At 42.4% G+C, this 18,397-nt stretch carries 16 protein-coding genes and 2 tRNA genes; 4 read left to right on the top strand and 14 right to left on the bottom strand.

All coding sequences use genetic code 11. The annotated features are described in order from the left end of the window. Positions 1–3 precede the first annotated feature (3 nt). The 4 genes from yajC to MSG37_RS13695 form a co-directional block, all read right to left on the bottom strand. Positions 4–336 carry a preprotein translocase subunit YajC gene (yajC, locus tag MSG37_RS13710; RefSeq protein WP_012154722.1) on the bottom strand — a complete coding sequence of 111 codons (333 nt, stop codon included), beginning with the start codon at positions 334–336 and terminating at the stop codon, positions 4–6. A 30-nt stretch (positions 337–366) separates the two neighbouring features. Further along, entirely contained in the window at positions 367–1,500 is a 1,134-nt protein-coding gene (tgt, locus tag MSG37_RS13705) for a tRNA guanosine(34) transglycosylase Tgt (protein WP_248471217.1), read from the bottom strand. A gap of 186 nt (positions 1,501–1,686) precedes the next feature. Then, positions 1,687–2,724: a tRNA preQ1(34) S-adenosylmethionine ribosyltransferase-isomerase QueA gene (queA, locus tag MSG37_RS13700; RefSeq protein ID WP_248471215.1), complete on the bottom strand. Its 1,038-nt coding sequence runs from the start codon at positions 2,722–2,724 to the stop codon at positions 1,687–1,689. Between the two features lie 126 nt (positions 2,725–2,850). Next, positions 2,851–3,024, bottom strand: a complete 174-nt coding sequence (locus MSG37_RS13695) for a hypothetical protein (RefSeq protein ID WP_248471214.1) — start codon at positions 3,022–3,024, stop codon at positions 2,851–2,853. A gap of 167 nt (positions 3,025–3,191) precedes the next feature. On the opposite strand from MSG37_RS13695, the gene MSG37_RS13690 reads away from it, so the two are divergent. Next, positions 3,192–3,785, top strand: coding sequence for an ACP phosphodiesterase (locus MSG37_RS13690; RefSeq protein WP_248471213.1), 594 nt, complete (start codon positions 3,192–3,194; stop codon positions 3,783–3,785). A gap of 105 nt (positions 3,786–3,890) precedes the next feature. Next, a complete protein-coding gene (locus MSG37_RS13685) occupies positions 3,891–4,544 on the top strand; it encodes an RluA family pseudouridine synthase (RefSeq protein ID WP_248471212.1) in 654 nt (217 codons plus the stop codon). A 62-nt stretch (positions 4,545–4,606) separates the two neighbouring features. On the opposite strand, the gene MSG37_RS13680 is transcribed toward MSG37_RS13685, so the two are convergent. Next, on the bottom strand, positions 4,607–5,017 hold the full coding sequence (locus tag MSG37_RS13680; protein WP_248471210.1) for a hypothetical protein: 411 nt from the start codon (positions 5,015–5,017) through the stop codon (positions 4,607–4,609). Positions 5,018–5,531: 514 nt separating this feature from the next. Here MSG37_RS13680 and MSG37_RS13675 point away from each other — a divergent pair. Next, on the top strand, positions 5,532–6,902 hold the full coding sequence (locus tag MSG37_RS13675) for a Gfo/Idh/MocA family oxidoreductase (RefSeq protein WP_248471209.1): 1,371 nt from the start codon (positions 5,532–5,534) through the stop codon (positions 6,900–6,902). Between the two features lie 106 nt (positions 6,903–7,008). Here the strand turns inward: MSG37_RS13675 and sstT are convergent, their stop codons facing one another. The 7 genes from sstT to MSG37_RS13640 form a co-directional block, all read right to left on the bottom strand. Then, complete coding sequence (gene sstT, locus MSG37_RS13670) at positions 7,009–8,232, bottom strand: serine/threonine transporter SstT (RefSeq protein WP_248471208.1); 1,224 nt, start codon at positions 8,230–8,232, stop codon at positions 7,009–7,011. 185 nt (positions 8,233–8,417) lie between these two features. Further along, a complete protein-coding gene (locus MSG37_RS13665) occupies positions 8,418–9,359 on the bottom strand; it encodes a chemotaxis protein (RefSeq protein ID WP_248471207.1) in 942 nt (313 codons plus the stop codon). Between the two features lie 52 nt (positions 9,360–9,411). Continuing rightward, positions 9,412–10,953: a phospholipase D family protein gene (locus MSG37_RS13660; protein WP_248471206.1), complete on the bottom strand. Its 1,542-nt coding sequence runs from the start codon at positions 10,951–10,953 to the stop codon at positions 9,412–9,414. A 26-nt stretch (positions 10,954–10,979) separates the two neighbouring features. Further along, positions 10,980–11,450, bottom strand: a complete 471-nt coding sequence (locus MSG37_RS13655) for a dual specificity protein phosphatase family protein (RefSeq protein ID WP_248471205.1) — start codon at positions 11,448–11,450, stop codon at positions 10,980–10,982. Positions 11,451–11,686: 236 nt separating this feature from the next. Continuing rightward, positions 11,687–12,982 carry a DEAD/DEAH box helicase gene (locus MSG37_RS13650; protein WP_248471204.1) on the bottom strand — a complete coding sequence of 432 codons (1,296 nt, stop codon included), beginning with the start codon at positions 12,980–12,982 and terminating at the stop codon, positions 11,687–11,689. Positions 12,983–13,190: 208 nt separating this feature from the next. Continuing rightward, positions 13,191–13,736 (bottom strand): methylated-DNA--[protein]-cysteine S-methyltransferase, encoded by a 546-nt coding sequence (locus MSG37_RS13645; RefSeq protein ID WP_248471203.1) that lies wholly within the window; start codon positions 13,734–13,736, stop codon positions 13,191–13,193. Positions 13,737–13,738: 2 nt separating this feature from the next. After that, a complete protein-coding gene (locus tag MSG37_RS13640; protein WP_248471202.1) occupies positions 13,739–15,226 on the bottom strand; it encodes an Ada metal-binding domain-containing protein in 1,488 nt (495 codons plus the stop codon). Between the two features lie 187 nt (positions 15,227–15,413). On the opposite strand from MSG37_RS13640, the gene MSG37_RS13635 reads away from it, so the two are divergent. Next, the gene (locus MSG37_RS13635; protein ID WP_248471201.1) at positions 15,414–17,243 is read left to right on the top strand and encodes an ABC transporter ATP-binding protein; all 1,830 of its coding nucleotides are present in this window, start codon (positions 15,414–15,416) and stop codon (positions 17,241–17,243) included. Positions 17,244–18,204: 961 nt separating this feature from the next. Here MSG37_RS13635 and MSG37_RS13630 read toward each other — a convergent pair. Then, a tRNA-Ala gene (locus tag MSG37_RS13630) sits at positions 18,205–18,280 on the bottom strand. Positions 18,281–18,326: 46 nt separating this feature from the next. Next, positions 18,327–18,396 (bottom strand) — tRNA-Glu (locus tag MSG37_RS13625). Position 18,397: the final 1 nt, after the last annotated feature.

The following is an 18,397-nucleotide window of genomic DNA, read 5'->3' as shown; positions in this document are numbered from 1 at the left end:
GGCTTAAAGTGACTTAATAGAGCCTTTTGGCAATACGGCCGCAATATAATCCTTCTTGATCGTGATTTCGCTTGTTTCGTTGATAGTCAACAATACATAGTCGTTTTCATCACTGATTTTTGCGATTTTACCTAGAATACCGCCGCTTGTTAGCACTTCATCACCTTTGCTCAAAGAGCTCATTAGGTTCTTGTGCTCTTTAACGCGCTTTGATTGTGGACGGAAAATCATGAAGTAAAAAATTAGGCCGAAAATGACCAACATGAAAATCAATTCCATCGTACCACCAGCGCCACCAACAGGAGCATCAGCTGCATATGCGTTTGAAATAAACATAGTATTCTCTTCTTATTGTCTGAGTAAAAATTAATCGGATAATTCAGGAACTTCAGGTACTTCTCGACCTTGGCTGGTATAGAATTCCGTAACAAAGGCGTCTAATGTACCTGTCTCGATAGCGCCACGCAAACCTTCCATCAATCTTTGATAGTAGCGAAGGTTATGAATGGTGTTTAAACGAGCACCCAAAATTTCATTACAACGATCTAAATGGTAAAGGTACGCCCGAGAATAATTCTTACAGGTATAACAATCACACTTATCATCGAGTGGTGAAGTGTCATCACGATGACGTGCATTACGGATCTTAATAACACCTTCACTGGTAAACAGATGACCATTTCGAGCATTACGAGTTGGCATAACACAATCGAACATGTCTACACCGCGACGTACGCCTTCAACTAAATCTTCTGGCTTACCGACCCCCATCAAATAACGAGGTTTATCAGCTGGAATTTTTGGACAAACATGCTCAAGAATGCGGTGCATGTCTTCCTTTGGCTCGCCAACTGCTAAACCACCAACAGCGTATCCATCAAAGCCAATATCAACTAGGCCATTTAAGCTTTCGTCACGTAGGTCTTCATAGACACCACCTTGAATAATACCGAACAGTGCATTCGGGTTCTCAAGTCTGTCAAACTCATCGCGTGAACGCTGTGCCCAACGAAGTGACATCTGCATCGATTTACGTGCTTCGTCCTCTGTTGCTGGGTATGGCGTACATTCGTCAAAAATCATTACCACATCACTGCCTAATGAATCTTGAATTTGCATTGACTTTTCTGGGTCCAAGAAAATCTTTTCACCGTTAATTGGTGAGCGGAAGTGAACGCCTTCTTCAGTGATCTTACGGATATCACCTAAGCTAAATACTTGGAATCCGCCAGAGTCTGTCAAAATAGGACGTTGCCAGTTCATAAAGTCATGCAAATCGCCATGCTTACGCATGATCTCTTCACCAGGACGTAACCATAAATGGAACGTATTACCTAGTAAAATATCAGCGCCAGTTTCACGCACTTCTTCAGGCGTCATGCCTTTAACGGTACCGTAGGTTCCCACAGGCATAAATGCTGGAGTCTCTACAGTGCCACGTTCGAATATCAAACGACCACGACGTGCGCGGCCTTGAGTTGTATCTAATTCAAATTTCATTTTTCACCTCGCCAGATAAACAGTCTGACCCGAGTTAACTCAAGTATTTGAGTCTAAGATTATGACAAACATAAGGGCAAACAATTCAGTATCAACCCTAAATGCCAAAATATGCATTAAAAACGCAGATAAAAAAATACCCACTTCATTAATGATGAACTGGGTATTTTAAAGCAATTTTGATAATTAGTTCGCTTTTTTGGTCACAAACATGGCGTCACCATAGCTAAAGAAGCGGTATTTTTGAGCGATCGCGTGCTGATAGGCGTTTTTTACCTCATCGAAGCCAGCAAATGCACTAAGAAGCATGATTAACGTTGACTCTGGTAGGTGGAAGTTGGTCACCATTGCATCGACAACTTGGAACTGGTATCCAGGGTAAATAAAGATATCAGTATCACCGCTAAATGCTTCTAATTCGTTTGCTGATGCTTTAGCTGCACTCTCTAAAGAACGCACTGAAGTTGTTCCGACCGCAATAACACGATTACCAGCGGCTTTCGTTGTCGCGATTAGGTCAACCACGTCTTGTGGCACTTCTGCCCACTCTGAATGCATCTTGTGATCAAGAATATTATCAACGCGAACCGGTTGGAACGTGCCCGCGCCGACATGCAAGGTCACAAACGCAGTCTTTACGCCTTTTTCTTTAAGCTTTGCCAGCATAGCATCATCAAAGTGAAGGCCTGCTGTAGGTGCAGCTACTGCGCCTGGGTTTTGGTTATAAACCGTTTGATAGCGCTCTTTATCGGCATCTTCATCGGGTCTGTCGATATAAGGTGGCAGTGGCATATGGCCAACTTCTTCTAGCACTTCAAGAATCGTTTTATCGCCTTGTAGCTCTAGTTCAAACAATGCGTCATGTCTAGCAAGCATTTTCATCTTGTAGTCAGCATCCAGGCAGATAATGTTATCCACTTTAGGCGACTTAGAGCAACGCACATGTGCAAGCACACGCTTATCGTCAAGCATACGCTCGACTAGAATTTCAAGCTTACCACCTGACTCTTTGTGACCGAACATGCGTGCAGGGATCACTCGAGTATTATTAAATACCATCAAATCGCCAGGATTGACTCGTTCTAAAATATCGGTGAACTGCAAATCAGCCAGCGCGCCACTATTACCATCAAGTGACAGCAATCGAGAGGCAGTTCGCTCAGCAGTAGGATAACGGGCAATTAACTCATCAGGGAGTTCAAACGAAAAATCAGCAACGCGCATGTAAAGTCTCAAATGTGTCTAAATCGGCCGCTAGTCTATGACTAGCGTAATAGAAGATCAACAATCCAGACTTAAAAAACCGTCAATTAACGATTTAAGCGCACCTGCTAATCGCACATATAACGATTAGCTTAGTGACTTAAATGAATCCGATTTAGTTTTTACAGGCGCATTGGCACTTTTATTATCAAAGTCTTCTCTGCGATAGCTATGCTGCTGGTAGGGAATGTCAATATTGACTTTTCTACGGGTGACTTGCTGTTTTCTAACAAGCTTTCGGGTTAACCAGTTCCACATCATCCTTGATCCTCAAACCGTTTAATTGATGGACATTTTATTATCATTTGACGCATATTCTTAATATAAAGCCCGTATTTAACTGGAATAATCCAACTAAATTGAGAAAGAATTTCCTTCGCATCGCGCAGCATGATACCGTGAAGTACGCGTATCACCAAGTATAAAATATGAACTTTCTTGCACACCTTCATTTAGCAGACAACAGCCAGACCTCAATGGCTGCCAATATCGCTGGCGATTTTGCAAAAGGCAGTATCGAAGATTTTCCAAAACATCTTCAACAAGGAATATGGCTACATAGGCAAATAGACCAACTGACTGACAGCCATGAAATCACCAAAGAATTACTGACATTATTCCCAAAGTCACTGACTCGTGCAGCGCCGATTATTATAGATTTGAGCTTTGACCATATGTTGGCTAAATACTGGGATGAGTATCATCATCAAACGCTGGAAGAGTTTGCGGTAAAAGCCTACAACGCTATTGACGATTGTGATGCACTGCCAGAAAAGCTCGTTTCTATCGCCCCTAAAATCCGTCAAGAAAACTGGTTGGTCGCCTATCAAACACGAGAAGGCCTAAATCAAACCTTAGCTTCTGTCGCCAAACGTGTATCAAAACCTGAGATATTTAATGGCGCGCAGGAATGTGTCAAAAAACTCGATACAGATATTGAAATTGCATTTCGTACTTTCTACCCACAATTAATGGCATATAGCCGTTTATGGACCCGCAATACTCCGCCTGAGTATTTGTAACTGTTGCGTTCTGTTTAATAACAAAGCACAAGCTAAGTCACCGTTGCATTAAGTACATGTCTAAAAGCTAAGTATTTGCTAGAATCCCGCCTAATAGGAGAACACATGCAAATATTTAGCTATCAGCCCCCGAGTATCCCTTGGTTAGATATCCGTTATATCGACCGAGATATTATCGTTATCAATAAACCCTCTGGCTTGCTTTCAAATCCAGGGATCGCTGAGTACACTCACGATTGCGCCCTCACCCGTTTACAAGAACGGTTTAAAGACTGTATTTTGGTGCACCGTTTAGACTGTGCAACATCGGGGATAATGGTATTTGCCCGTAATAAAAAAGCTGAATCGAGCCTAAAGACTCAATTTCAGAATAGACAGACTCAAAAAACTTACATTGCTGAAGTAGCGGGTATATTCACTGATGCAAATGGTGTTATTGAACTTGCTCTTGCAGCAGACAAAGCCAATCCACCTAAACAGATGGTCAGCGAGACAGGCAAAACTGCAATCACTCATTATAAAGTGATTAGCCAAGGGGAAAATAAGTCATTAGTTGAGCTAAAGCCTGTTACAGGCAGAACTCACCAGTTACGCGTACACATGCAAGCGTTAGGACACACTATTTTAGGTGATGATTTCTATGGTGATGACAATATTATTAATGCAGCTAAGCGCCTACAATTACACGCTCAAGAGTTAAGCTTTATTCATCCCTACTCAGGTAAGCCAATGCATTTTAGTAGTGCTCATCCTTTTTAAGCAATAGATCAAAAAAGGGGCTTATGCCCCTTTAAAATCAATCCAACCGCTATTGACTGTATTTACGCTGCAGCAACATCAACTTTGGCCGTATAATAACAATCTGATGAATTACAAAACTTTAGCTCATTACTCGTGGTAAGCAAAAAATACTCGCCAAAAATGTTACCGCCTTTATCTTCAAGCTTAATGCCTTCATCAGTACGCTCGAACGTCATTTCATCTAAGCTATGACAGCCATCTAAATACCAAGTCTCTAAAAAATACTTACCTTCTTGCTTATAAAGAGTAATGTTATCACCCAGTAATGGTCTTTCATCTATCCAACGACCAACAACCTCTCGATTTGCAATCTCATCTTCTCGCCAAGACAACCGCTTGCGCTTTTCAACAACCGACATTTCCATCTCCTTGAGTTTGGCACCTTTCTCAATTTGAATAACTTCATCTGTCTTACTGCGCACAAGAGTCATCAGCTCATTTCTCCATTTAAAAGCATTTGTAGGTTAGTTATCTTGGTTATCCACATTCAATCGTTGTTTGAGTTTACTCTTAAAATCAGCGACACAAGTTTGCAAAGCTTAGATAAAGCCGCTCAACAATGGGGCACATTCAAAAGTCGTAAACTCCGCTTAAATTACCATTTGAGTGTATCGCAACAAAAAATTAAAAATGCGATATAAATCACTTTCTATGCATTACTTTAGCCAATGCGCATTAAAAGACAAGTATTTAACACTTCATACCAGTTTTTAACCTATTTCTGGTCAAAATCTGATATAACTTTGTGTTCTTGTTCAAGAATAATACTAAATCAATCAGTGTAAAATTTAGCTGACGCTAACCACTTTTGCTAGACGAGCTCAAAATGAGTAGAAAAGGAGAATGACGATTTCCGGAATCAACTATTCACTCCACGATTTTCTAATCAAACAAGCACCAAAGTAGCCGTAGCACAATATTCTGATTGGCATTACAGGACCTACAATGAAGTTTAATCGCCGACACTTTTTAAAAACAGCGGGTGTGACTGCCGCTGGAATTCTTACTTCACAACTTCCTTTATCTACAGCCAACGCTGTGCAACAAAAACCGGCTAACCAACACACTGTGATGGGGCTTATTGCTCCTAAAATGGATATTGTGCGTGTTGGCTTTATTGGCGTCGGCCAGCGGGGCTCTGGCCACGTAAAACATTTTTGTCATTTAGAGGGAGTCGAAATTAAAGCTATTTGTGATACCGACGCCAGTGTATTAGACAAATCCATTGAATTTGTTGAAGCCCAAGGGTTAGCAAAACCTTCGCGATATACCGGTAACGACAACGCTTATAAAGATTTATTAAGTCGAGATGATATTGATATTGTTATCATTTCAACTCCGTGGAAATGGCACGCCCCTATGGCTATAGATACCATGGAAAGCGGTAAGCATGCTTTTGTGGAAGTGCCACTCGCCTTAACCGTTGAAGAGTGCTGGCAGATTGTCGATACCGCAGAGCGTACACAAAAAAACTGCATGATGATGGAAAACGTCAACTACGGCCGCGATGAGTTAATGGTGCTCAATATGGTGCGTCAGGGAGTATTCGGTGAGTTACTGCATGGCGAAGCAGCTTATATCCATGAGCTGCGCTGGCAGATGAAGGAAATTGACAGTAAAACCGGCTCATGGCGCACGGGCTGGCATACAAAACGTAACGGTAATCTTTATCCTACACATGGTTTAGGGCCAGTATCGCAATATATGAATATCAACCGCGGCGATAGGTTTGATTACCTCACATCAATGAGCTCCCCAGCTCTCGGGCGTGCCTTATATGCTGAGCGAGAGTTCCCTGCAGATCATCAACGTAACCAGCTCAACTATATCAATGGCGATATTAATACTTCATTAATTAAAACTGTTAAAGGCCGAACCATTATGGTTCAACACGATACCACTACGCCTCGACCATACAGCCGCCATAATCTCATCCAAGGTACTAATGGTGTGTTTGCAGGCTTCCCCAATAGAATCGCTATTGAGCAAGGTGGATCAGGAAATTTCCATAAATGGGATATGGATATGGAAAACTGGTATGCCAAATATGATCATCCGCTATGGCTGCAAATGGGTAAAGAAGCAGAGCGTAATGGTGGCCATGGCGGCATGGATTTTTTAATGCTGTGGCGCATGGTGTATTGCTTACGTAATGGCGAACCACTGGATCAGGATGTATACGACGGTGCAGCTTGGTCGGTGGTCAATATTCTCAGCGAAGAGTCTGTTAATAATCGCAGTAACTCAGTGGACTTTCCTGACTTTACTCGTGGCGCATGGAAGACAGGCATGCCACTGGGTATTGTGGGCGCATGATTATTTACCCAGACCTAACGAAAAAGCCCACTCTACGTAGTGGGCTTTTAGTATTTAGTAAGACTTTACAGTGGTTAACGCATGATGTGCTTCACCGTGTAGCTAATTACGCGTTCTCTTTACGCTCAGCAGCTTCACAAGCAGCAGCGGTAAAGATAACGTCTGTAGAACTGTTCAAGCCTGTTTCAGCAGAATCTTGAATGACACCAATAATAAAGCCAACTGCAACAACTTGCATCGCCACATCGTTTGAAATACCAAACAAACTACACGCTAACGGGATAAGTAGCAGTGAGCCGCCCGCAACACCTGATGCACCACAAGCAGAAATACCCGCAACCACACTTAATAAAATAGCCGTTAGCAGATCAACTTGAATACCCATCGAATTAGCTGCTGCCAGCGTTAAAATTGTAATTGTAATTGCCGCGCCCCCCATGTTGATTGTTGCGCCAAGTGGGATAGACACAGAATAAGTATCTTCATGTAGCTTTAGCTTTTCACACAGCGCCATGTTTACCGGAATATTTGCCGCACTTGAACGAGTGAAGAAGGCTGTAACACCACTTTCACGAATACAAGTAAACACTAATGGGTATGGGTTACGACGTATTTTAAAGTACACAATCGCAGGGTTAATAATTAACGCCATGATTGCCATAGCGCCTAGTAACACCAATAACAAATGCATATAACCTGCGATAGCCGCAAAACCCGTTGTAGCAAATGTTGAAGACACTAGACCGAAAATACCAATAGGCGCTAAACGGATAATGAAGCGTACCATCTGTGATACACCGTGGCTCACATCGGCAAACACTTGCTTAGTAGAGTCTGCTGCATGATGCAGAGCAAGACCTAAGCCCACACCCCAAGCAAGAATACCTATGTAGTTACCCGTCATTAACGCATTAACTGGGTTATCAACTAGTTGGAACAATAATGTGTGGACAACTTCGCCAATCCCTTCTGGTGGATTAGCCTGCGCTGCATCTAAACTCAACGCAAGTGTAGTTGGAAATGCAAAACTCATCAAAACAGCGGTTACTGCAGCCGAAAACGTACCAAATAAGTACAAAATTACGATCGGACGCATATTGGTTTTAGCATTTTTCTTTTGATTGGCAATCGATGCCGCAACCAAAATGAAAACTAACACAGGTGCAATTGCTTTTAACGCGCCAACAAATAGTTGCCCTAAAAACGCAACGTTTTCTGCGCCGGTTTTAGATACCGTAGCTAATGCAACACCTGCGATAATACCAATAAGAATTTGTAACACTAAACTGCCGTCTGCCAACTTGGCAAACAAAGATGGTTTTTGATTCATTACTTAACCTGTCATTTTTATAGTATGTAGAAACCCTAATACAAAGGCCGCTTATGATTTGCGCCTTTTATATAGCGTCAATCTCCCTTCTATACAGTTTGTATCGGAAGCAGCAAGTATTGTCTACCTTTGCTAAGCAATTAGCGCTTTAAATTACTCACGGTTAACATCTTGCTAATAAGGTCCTAAAGATTGGCGTTTGCAGAGGCTTTTTCAGCCCCGCGCAGCATAGCCTCAATAAGTTCATGAGCACAAAATTTAGTTAACGCTTCATTAGCACCGACTTGGTGGGCTTGGCTGACACTGATCTCACTTGAAAGTGAGGTATGTAAGATAATGTAGGCTGGTGCAATGGCTGAGTTATTCTTGACTTCAAATGCCAATTCATAACCATCAAGACCTGGCATTTCGATATCACTCACTAAAATATTGATTGGCTGATGTTCGCGCTCCGCTTGCTCCATTATAGCCAGCGCCTCTTTACCGTCTGCAGTTACTTGGTACGGAATATTAATGCTATCAAGGGCGTCGCTGAGCTGCTTACGCGCAACTTTCGAGTCATCCACTAGCAAGATGTTCATCGGTTTTAAATATTCGCGCTGCACATCGGTCAAAATAGCTCTTGTGGTTTCGGGGCTGAGCGGGAACACCTTAGATAGCAATAACTCGACATCAAGCAGCTGCACCAACTTATCATCAATTTTAGTCACGCCAGTCAAAAATGCATTTTTACCTAGTGTGCTTGGCGGCTTTTCAATATCACGCCAGTTACACTCAATAATTTTATCGATTGAGCGAACCAAAAATCCGATAACCATCCTTTGACAATCAGTGATAATGATATAGCTATCCTTACGCTCTTCCTCAGTGATTGGCCGGTATCCAATCGCAGCTGCCATATCGATAATCGGAATCGTCGCACCACGTATTGTAGCAGCGCCCAAAATGGTAGGGTGAGAATGAGGAATCGCACTCAGTGGACTATAAGGTACCAATTCTCGAATTTTCAGAGTGCCTAAGGCAAACAACTGAGTCAGCGATAATTTAAACAGCAGCAAACCTTGGGACTGATTGGCTTTACTCTTAGGTTTATTTTTAGTTATTGCGTCCATACGACTTATCGCCATGAGTACATTACTTTGTATGAGAAACTGTAACCTAAGCTATAAAATCAAACAATTAAAGCTGGGACTCGATTGGTAATAATGCGATGCAATCGACAAGAAATTTACGCCATAACCCTGCATCAGGCTCAGTAAAAATTTTACGCTGGTTAAAATCATCAAACCAAACGATCTCTTCGTCTTCGACTGATAGTCGATAGGTACTCTCAGCTAAGTTAGCTGAAATGCTAGCAACGATTTCTTGAGCCAACTGTTTATTATCAACAATTAGGCCCATTTCAGTGTTCAACCAAGCCGAACGCGGATCGAAATTGAACGAGCCGACGAATACCGAACGTCTATCTGTTATGAAGGTTTTAGCATGTAAGCTACTTTTAGAACTGCCACTCCAACTACTGCTTTTTTTCACATCAGGATTGGCTTTCACCTCAAATATCTTAACCCCCGCCTCTAATAAACGTTGCCGATATTGACGATATCCAGCATGAACTGCGAGAACATCTGTAGCCGCTAAACTATTGGTCAATATCGTAATATCTATGCCTCGTCTAACAGTTTCGATGATGCTGTCAGTGCCTGCTTTAGTCGGCACAAAATAAGGTGACACCAATATCACTTCATCTTGAGCCTCGGCTAAAAAAGCACTTAAATTAGCTAAAATGCTGTCGGTGTCAGAGGTGTGATTCTGTTTGTCTGGTTGATCAAAAACCAGTGTTGTCGGCCCCCAATACCAAAACAGACTATGATTTTGCATTTGCTGAATTAAGTCACTTTGCGATAATCGCTCAATATAAGGGTTCGCGTTGTAGGCTAGCTTTTCGGCTTCAACCAACTTTAGTTCCTCAGCAGCTTGCTCATCGCTAACGCGGTGTTCGGTAAGCGCATTGATCTCAACGCTAATTGGCGCATTCCAATACAGATCAAATTGATCTGATACCTGCCCTACCGCATCACCAATTGCCATTAAATCAAAATCGCCAAACTCTACGTCGGTATTATTAGAAAAGTACTCATTACCAATATTACGCCCACCGACTATAGTGATGGCGTTATCGACGGTTAATGACTTATTGTGCATGCGATGATTTAACCGAGAAAACCCAGCAATAAAAGCAAGATTACGAAAACTACGCTCAAAAGAAGGATTATATAAACGCACCTCTATATTTTTGTGCTGAGCTAACATGACAAGTGCTTCATCAGCATCTTTAATCGCCATATCATCAAATAAAATTCTGACCCTAACCCCGCGTTCAGCGGCTTCAATTAAATGCCACATCAGTAAGCGGCCACTATCGTCACCACGATAGATATAATATTGCATATCAATACTGGCACTAGCTGCGCTTACCAGCGCTAAACGAGCAATTAACGCATCAACCCCATCGGCAAGGGGGAATACACCGGTTAGGTCTGGGTGAGCCTTTAAATCATCTTGTACATAACTCACAAGGGGCCAATCTTTTTGCGGCGTAAGTTGGGTTGAGATGGTTTTATCGGGAAAAACAGCAGAAGATTGGCAGCCGGTAAAAATCCAAACTGCCAAAATAAGAAGTAACTTTAATGGAGTGAACGTCTGCAATCCTTTTGCATTCATTTTATTATTCTATTTGCGAACCTTAGTTAATCTTGTAGCGCATAAAGCACATCAAATGCAAATTGATCCCAACCTTCGGAGCTAAATGCAATATCTCGAACAGCCCTAACTTGGCTAACTGCGTGAAGCGGCGCTGCGCCGTTATCCATTAAATAGTAAGCCATAATAAGACCTGTGCGATCTTTACCTGAGCGACAGTGGATTAATACGGTTTTGTCTTGCTGCTCACATTGCCTAATAAAAGCCAGCGCTTTGGGTACTTGCTCAGTACAAAGTGCTAGATCTTCTTCTTTAGGCGGAATGTTGCTTGAAAACGGCACACATAGGTAGTCTAAACCTAAGTCTGCAATCTCTTGTGCGTTGCACTCTTCACCATGATTAACAGATAAAATTGCATCAACACCCGATGCTTTTATCTGTGCAAGATCCCAAGGGTCTTTGTTCGGCCCACTGCGTCCTGCAATTTGCCCCTCTACTAACCAAAATAGGTGCTGCATAGTGTTTCCTAGATAAATTGTGAGTATTAATACCAATCAGCATAAGAGACGGTAAATCGACAAGAGCATACCTAAAGCCGCCATGGTGCGCTATTGCTTTATTACCGAGCACTACAACCTATGATGAAAATTTGACGCTAGGCCGCAAAATGGCGGTTAAATTCTTATACTGATATCACTGAATACAAAAAAGGACTCAATAAGAGTCCCTAATTTTTTTAAGTTGAATAGCTGATTTAAGACTTTTTGCCCCAGACCTCAGCATTGATTTTTTTACGGTGCTTTTTGCCAGTACCTGCTGGTTTGGCCATTGGTTTAACATCGCGAGAAGGACAATCTTCAGGTGCTTCAAGATCAGCTTCAAACCCCGGGATCTGCTCACGCTCTAGGCGAATTTTATTTTTCTTTTCAATCAACTTAAAGTGTTGATATTCATCATGAGAAATTAAACTCATTGCTAAACCAGCCTCACCTGCACGACCACTTCGGCCAATACGGTGCATATAATCTGCTGGGCTTCTTGGTAGCTCAAAGTTAATCACAATCGGCAGCTTTTCAATATCGATACCACGAGCTGCAATATCAGTTGCAATTAACACGCTGATGTCACCAGACTTAAAACCGTCTAGTACACGGTTACGCGCGCCTTGGCCTTTGTCGCTATGGAATACTTCTGCAGTAATACCCGCATTTTCTAACTTTTGTGCTAATCGGTTACAGCTGTACTTGGCACTGGCAAAAATCAACACTTGTTGCCACTGATTGTCTTTAATCAACTGTGCTAGCAATGCTGTTTTACGGTTACGGTTAACGGTAATAACGCGCTGTACTAAGGTGGTTTCTTCTTCATCCTGTAGCTGAACTTCAACAGGGTTATTAAGTAGTGAGCTAGTCAGTTCACGCACTTCTTCTGGAAACGTTGCAGAGAACAATAAGGTTTGCTTAGCTTTTGGCAATTTGGCTAACAGCTCATTAAGCTCTTCGGTAAAACCAAGGCTTAACATGCGGTCAGCTTCATCTAACACTAAGGTGTGGGTCTTATCTAATTTAAGTGCATTACTTGAAATAAGATCAATTAAACGACCAGGCGTTGCAACCACAATATCTGCGCCACCACGCAAGCTTTGCATTTGGGTGTTAGTTGACACACCACCGTATACCGCAAGTGTTTTTAGATTAGGCTTAATAAGCTGCGAGTAACGCATAAAACTGTCGCTTACTTGCTGGGCCAATTCACGAGTTGGCACTAACACTAAGCAAGAAACGAAGTTACTGCCTGCTTTTCGTGGACCTGCCTTAGCGAGTTTTTGAATAATCGGTAAGGCAAATGCTGCCGTTTTACCCGAACCTGTTTTTGCACCACCGAGAACGTCTTTGCCAGCAATCACAGCTGGGATCATGTGCGACTGAATGGGAGTTGGCGTGGTATAACTCAGCAGTTTTAAGGTCTCAAGCAACTCAGGGATCAGCCCTAGTTGAGTAAAGTCGCTATGAGTTGTTGCGTTGTCGATTGAAGATACTGGCTGAGTCATAATTTACAGGTTAATGCCTAATCAAAAATAAGGCGCTTATTCTACGCTAATATCGGCTTAAAAGCTTATCTTTCTTAGTGGACCGCTTTGCGTGTCACCACAGCTCTAGAATCATTGTTATAAACGGCTGTATAAGTGAGCCCTAGCAATGAATCTAAAAAGTGAACCTCCAAAAGTGAATCATGGAAAGTTAAGCTAAATGAATAAGCTAAACCGATAAGCCCTCAAGTATGAGTAACTTTTGCTTCAACGCTAAACCATAAGCATAACCCGTTAATGTGCCATTTTTACCAATCACTCTATGGCAAGGCACAATAATGGCAATCGGATTAGCCCCATTAGCAGTACCTACTGCCCTAACCGCTTTCGGTCTAGCTATTTTATTAGCGATCTCGCCGTAACTGCAGCTTTGACCGTGCTCTAGCTCCGTTAACGCTTGCCACACCTGTTTTTGAAACTCGGTGCCTTTTGGCGCAAGCGCCACCTCAAAATACTGTCGTTTTTGGGCAAAGTATTCCATCAGCTCTTGTTGGGCTTGCGCTAAATGTTGCTCAGCAACAGCCAACTCCTGCTTATCTGCAATTCCGTCAAGGTTATCGATGATCTGTTGATTATCTATTTCGCGAGTTTGCCATTCATCTTCAGCACTAGGAATAAAGTTAAGGTGGGTTAGACCTTGAGCGTTAGCGCAAAGGGAGAGTTGTCCATAACTTGTTTGGAAGTTAAGTTTGGCAATAGGATTAATTTTGCTCATTATCAAAGGTTCCACAATTGAAAAGTTAAATAGCTCCCCCAAGGGGCGATTTGCTTTGCCAATGACTCGGTTATTTCAGTGTAATTATCATTGTTCAAACCTTGTTCGGCATACAAGGCTAAAATTCTCTTTTTTACGACAAGATCGCCACATAGCAAAACATCTGGATCACTCTGACCACGCATCTTGGCGTAAGCCACGGTCCATGGACCAATGCCTTTAATTGATAACCAATCGACTAAATCAGCATCTGGATTTTCTGTCACAAATTGAGCGAGTGCATTCAGTGCTTTCTTTCTGGCGCCGGGCATTTTTAGCTCGCTTAATTCTGCGCTAGCGACGACCTTTGGTGTAGGGAAAAGCTTAACCCTTCTATCGCCTATCATGCGTTCTTCGCCATAAGCGAGCACTAACTGATTAAGTAATTTTGATGCTTGTACAATACTAACTTGCTGGCCAAGCACTGCACGACAGCCTGCTTCAAATGCCGACCAAACACCAGGCAACCTTAACCCTTTACGCATTAAACTGCTGATAGGCGTTAACTCGCGTAATGCATTATCTATTTGTGTAATATTGGCATTAAGATCTAGTACTCTACGGATCTCGTTGATAATCAAACCAAGTTGCGCCAATGCGCTATCATCTTCTAATACAATTTCAACATTAAATAGGTTTGCAGCACTGTCGAGCCTAGCATTGAAGTAACCACTTACCTCATTAATAGTGAAACTGCGGCCATAACTCAATTCGTCATTTAGCCATTCCATGTTTTGCACCGCACGAACTTGATAAAAGTGGTGCTGTTCAGGCCAACGTAATGGTGGTCTAAAGCTCAATTGTAAGTTCAGTGCAATACGCCCTTTCGTTTCACATAATTCCGTTTTAGTTGCATCACTGGTGATGGTTGCTCTTTTACGTAAATCACTAGGCGTTAGCTGTAATGTCTGCTGAAACACTTCGTTAAAGCGGCGAATACTGTTAAAACCTGCTGCAAACGCCACTTGGGTAATGCTCAGCTTAGTTTGGTGCAGTAGTTGTTTGGCTAACATCAGTTGTTGATATTGAGCATAAGATTTCACCGATGTACCCAGCTTATCTTGAAATAGTTTTCGTAAATAACGGCTGCTAATGCCTAAGCGACTCGCTAAGTTCTCTATACTCTCACCGTCTTGTCCTGAAATCGCGCCACTATCGATCAAAGCTTTTGCTCTATCGAGTGTGGTTTGTGTTCCCTTCCACGCATAAGATTGTGGTGCACTATCGGGGCGACAACGAAGACAAGGCCGTAAACCAGCATTCGCGGCCTGAAGTGCAGTGTCAAAATATCTTACGTTTTGCTCTTTTGGGCTAACAGCAGGACAAATTGGCCGACAATAAATTTTGGTCGTTAATACACCAATAAAGAATTGCCCATCAAAACGTGGATCGCGAGCAAGCCTTGCTTTACGGCAAGCTTGCAGATCGGTCTGACAATTGTGCTCGACCATGTTTAGCCCCAAGAACTCTTTTAATGCCAACAATAGTACGCAACATGCTGATTGCGAACTAGCGGAAAACGGAACTGAACATAAAGAATATTTAGTTACACTGCTTTGTATACACTTAATCTAAGTAATCCGATATGCTATCAATTCATTAGATTTTTCTAACTTTTCTATAAAACTGAGTAAAAACATGTTCAAACGATTTGAGTCTTGGGTCGATCCGCTGCCTAGCAAAGAACCACAACAACCGCCGCAAGGGGTCTACGCTTTTTGCCGCCATTACACCCGTGGCTTTGAAGTCCCCCTGGTTATTATGTCGATTTTGACCGCGTTACTCGCGATCCTTGAAGTATCGCTATTTGGCTTTATGGGCGATCTGGTCGACTTACTCGTTCAACATGATCCAGAGACTTTATTTGAGCAAGAAGGCGCACGCTTACTCGGTATGACCGTATTGGTTCTGGTGGTGATCCCGTTAGTTACCTTATTGCATGCGCTGATAGTTTATCAAGGTTTACTAGGCAACTATCCTATGTCTATCAGATGGTTAGCTCATCGCTATCTGTTAAAGCAAAGTGTGTCATTCTACCAAAATGACTTTGCAGGCCGCGTTGCAACTAAAGTGATGCAAACCTCGCTCGCTGTTCGTGAAACAGTCACTAAACTGCTGGATGTTTTAGTTTATATCTTGGTTTATTTCACCTCCATGGTGGTGATGATTGCCAAAGCAGATATGAGATTAATGATCCCCATGCTTATTTGGTTAGCTGTTTATGTAGGTTTGCAGTGGCGATTTTTGCCGCAACTTAAAAAAGTATCAACCGAACAAGCCGATGCTCGTTCAACCATGACAGGCCGTATCGTCGATAGTTACACTAACATTGCTACCGTAAAGCTGTTTTCACACACCCAAAAAGAAGCTGAATACGCCAAAAGCAGTATGCGCACCTTTTTAGAAACCGTGTATAAACAGATGCGTTTAGTGACTTGGATTAATGTCAGTGTACAGGTTATCAATTACATACTTGCTTTCTCTATTGCGGCAGTCTCTATATGGTTATGGCGTGATGATGCCATTACCGTTGGCGCAATAGCGATTGCGATCAGTCTGGCTCTAAGACTAAACGGCATGTCACAGTGGATCATGTGGGAGATCAGCTCACTATTTGAAAACATAGGTACTGTTGCAGATGGCATGAATACCCTATCTAAACCAACAGAGATTAATGACATCGATAATGCCCCCGCGCTTAACGTCAGTAAAGGCGGCATCGATTTCAATAATGTCAGTTTTCACTATGGTGAGAATACAGGTGTTATCGACCAGCTAAACTTGAACATTAAGCCAGGAGAAAAGGTGGGCTTAGTCGGCCGCTCTGGTGCTGGTAAGTCAACCTTGGTTAATCTATTAATGCGCTTTCATGATGTTGAGTCAGGCAATATTGCTATCGATAAGCAAAATATCACCGAGGTCACTCAAGACTCTCTGCGCGCTCATATTGGCATGGTGACCCAAGATACTTCACTGTTACATCGCTCTATTCGTGACAATATTCTTTATGGTAACCCTGATGCAAGTGATGAAGAGTTAGAAGCTGCAATTAGGAACTCACAAGCTTATGAATTTATTCAAACGTTAAGCGATCCCGAGGGTAATGTAGGGCTCGATGCTCAAGTAGGTGAGCGCGGTGTGAAATTATCAGGCGGTCAGCGTCAACGTATCGCTATTGCGCGGGTATTACTTAAAAATGCACCTATCCTGCTACTTGATGAAGCCACCTCAGCACTCGATTCTGAAGTTGAAGCTGCAATTCAGGAAAGCTTATATCAGCTGATGCAAGGTAAAACTGTTATTGCCATCGCACATCGATTATCAACCATTGCAGCAATGGACAGATTAATTGTATTGGATGAAGGTAAAATTGTTGAGCAAGGTACTCACCAAGAGTTAATCACTTCCGGTGGGATCTACGCGCAGCTTTGGGCCCATCAGACTGGTGGCTTCTTAGGTATTGACTAAGTTAACTATCGACTAACTTAAAGCCATCACAATGATGGCTTTTTGCTTCCTGCTATAAAATTGTTACATCTAAAAGGATTTGGTTCCTCAGCGAAAATTTATCGGCTCAGAGCCTAGGTAGTTAAATGCACCTAGGTTACTGCGACTGCGATACTCAACCTTCTGTATCCATAGAGTCCTGCTCAAAAGGCATTCAATACATCCATGTGGTTTGCAACGAGTCAGAAGCATAGCTGAACTAAGGCCCCTCACCCACTCTATCGTAGCAAATCATTGAAACATAAAGTGGAATGGGCAAGTGTATTATACCAATCAGTATAAACATTTGGTCGCTCAGCGATAATTTAGCGGCACTGAGACAAGGTCATTAAGTGCTCCTCGGTAACTGCTCCTGCGTTACTCTACCTCCTATATCCATATAGTCTCGTGCTTTAATGACATTCGCTGCATCTAACCTCCATGGGTGGAGGAAATGTCTTATGTATGTCTGGAACATACAAGATCATGCAGCTTGTAACGATTGAAGAGCATAGTTGAACTAGGTTCAAGCTCACTCTTTGTTTATTAAGAGTCACAGCATCAGAACCGATAAAACTAGGCATTCTGGAGCGTTTCGACTGTCTAATTCTGCGTTAACTAGCTTTATAAAGAAATAACCATTAATGCAGCTATTCACCTTGAATTAGTTTGCTAAAGCGTGCTCGGTAGATCTGCTGCTTGTACAGATATCTATGACATAAAATTCAACTAGCCCATAAAAATCGAAACGACCAGAAACTAATTGCGTTAATCGCCCCTCTCCCGCTCTATCAAACCAAATCTTTAAAACATATATAATGGAATGAGCAAGTGGGTGAAATGTTGCCCAAAGAGCTAGACGACTATCGAAAGACATTTAAATTTTAGGTATAAAAAAACCACCCTAAGGTGGTTTTTTCACTTACTGCATTGAACAGTAATATGGTGGAGCCTAGCGGGATCGAACCGCTGACCTCAACACTGCCAGTGTTGCGCTCTCCCAGCTGAGCTAAGGCCCCATTTCTGGTAAATATTCATGTTATTAATAACACAAATTTAAAATAGTGGTATCCCCTAGGGGATTCGAACCCCTGTTACCGCCGTGAAAGGGCGGTGTCCTAGGCCTCTAGACGAAG

It is taken from the genome of Shewanella sp. 1CM18E, assembly GCF_023161665.1.
Lineage (GTDB): Bacteria > Pseudomonadota > Gammaproteobacteria > Enterobacterales > Shewanellaceae > Shewanella.
Note: the sequence above shows the minus strand (reverse complement) of the source record. Positions and strands in the feature narration are given on the sequence as shown.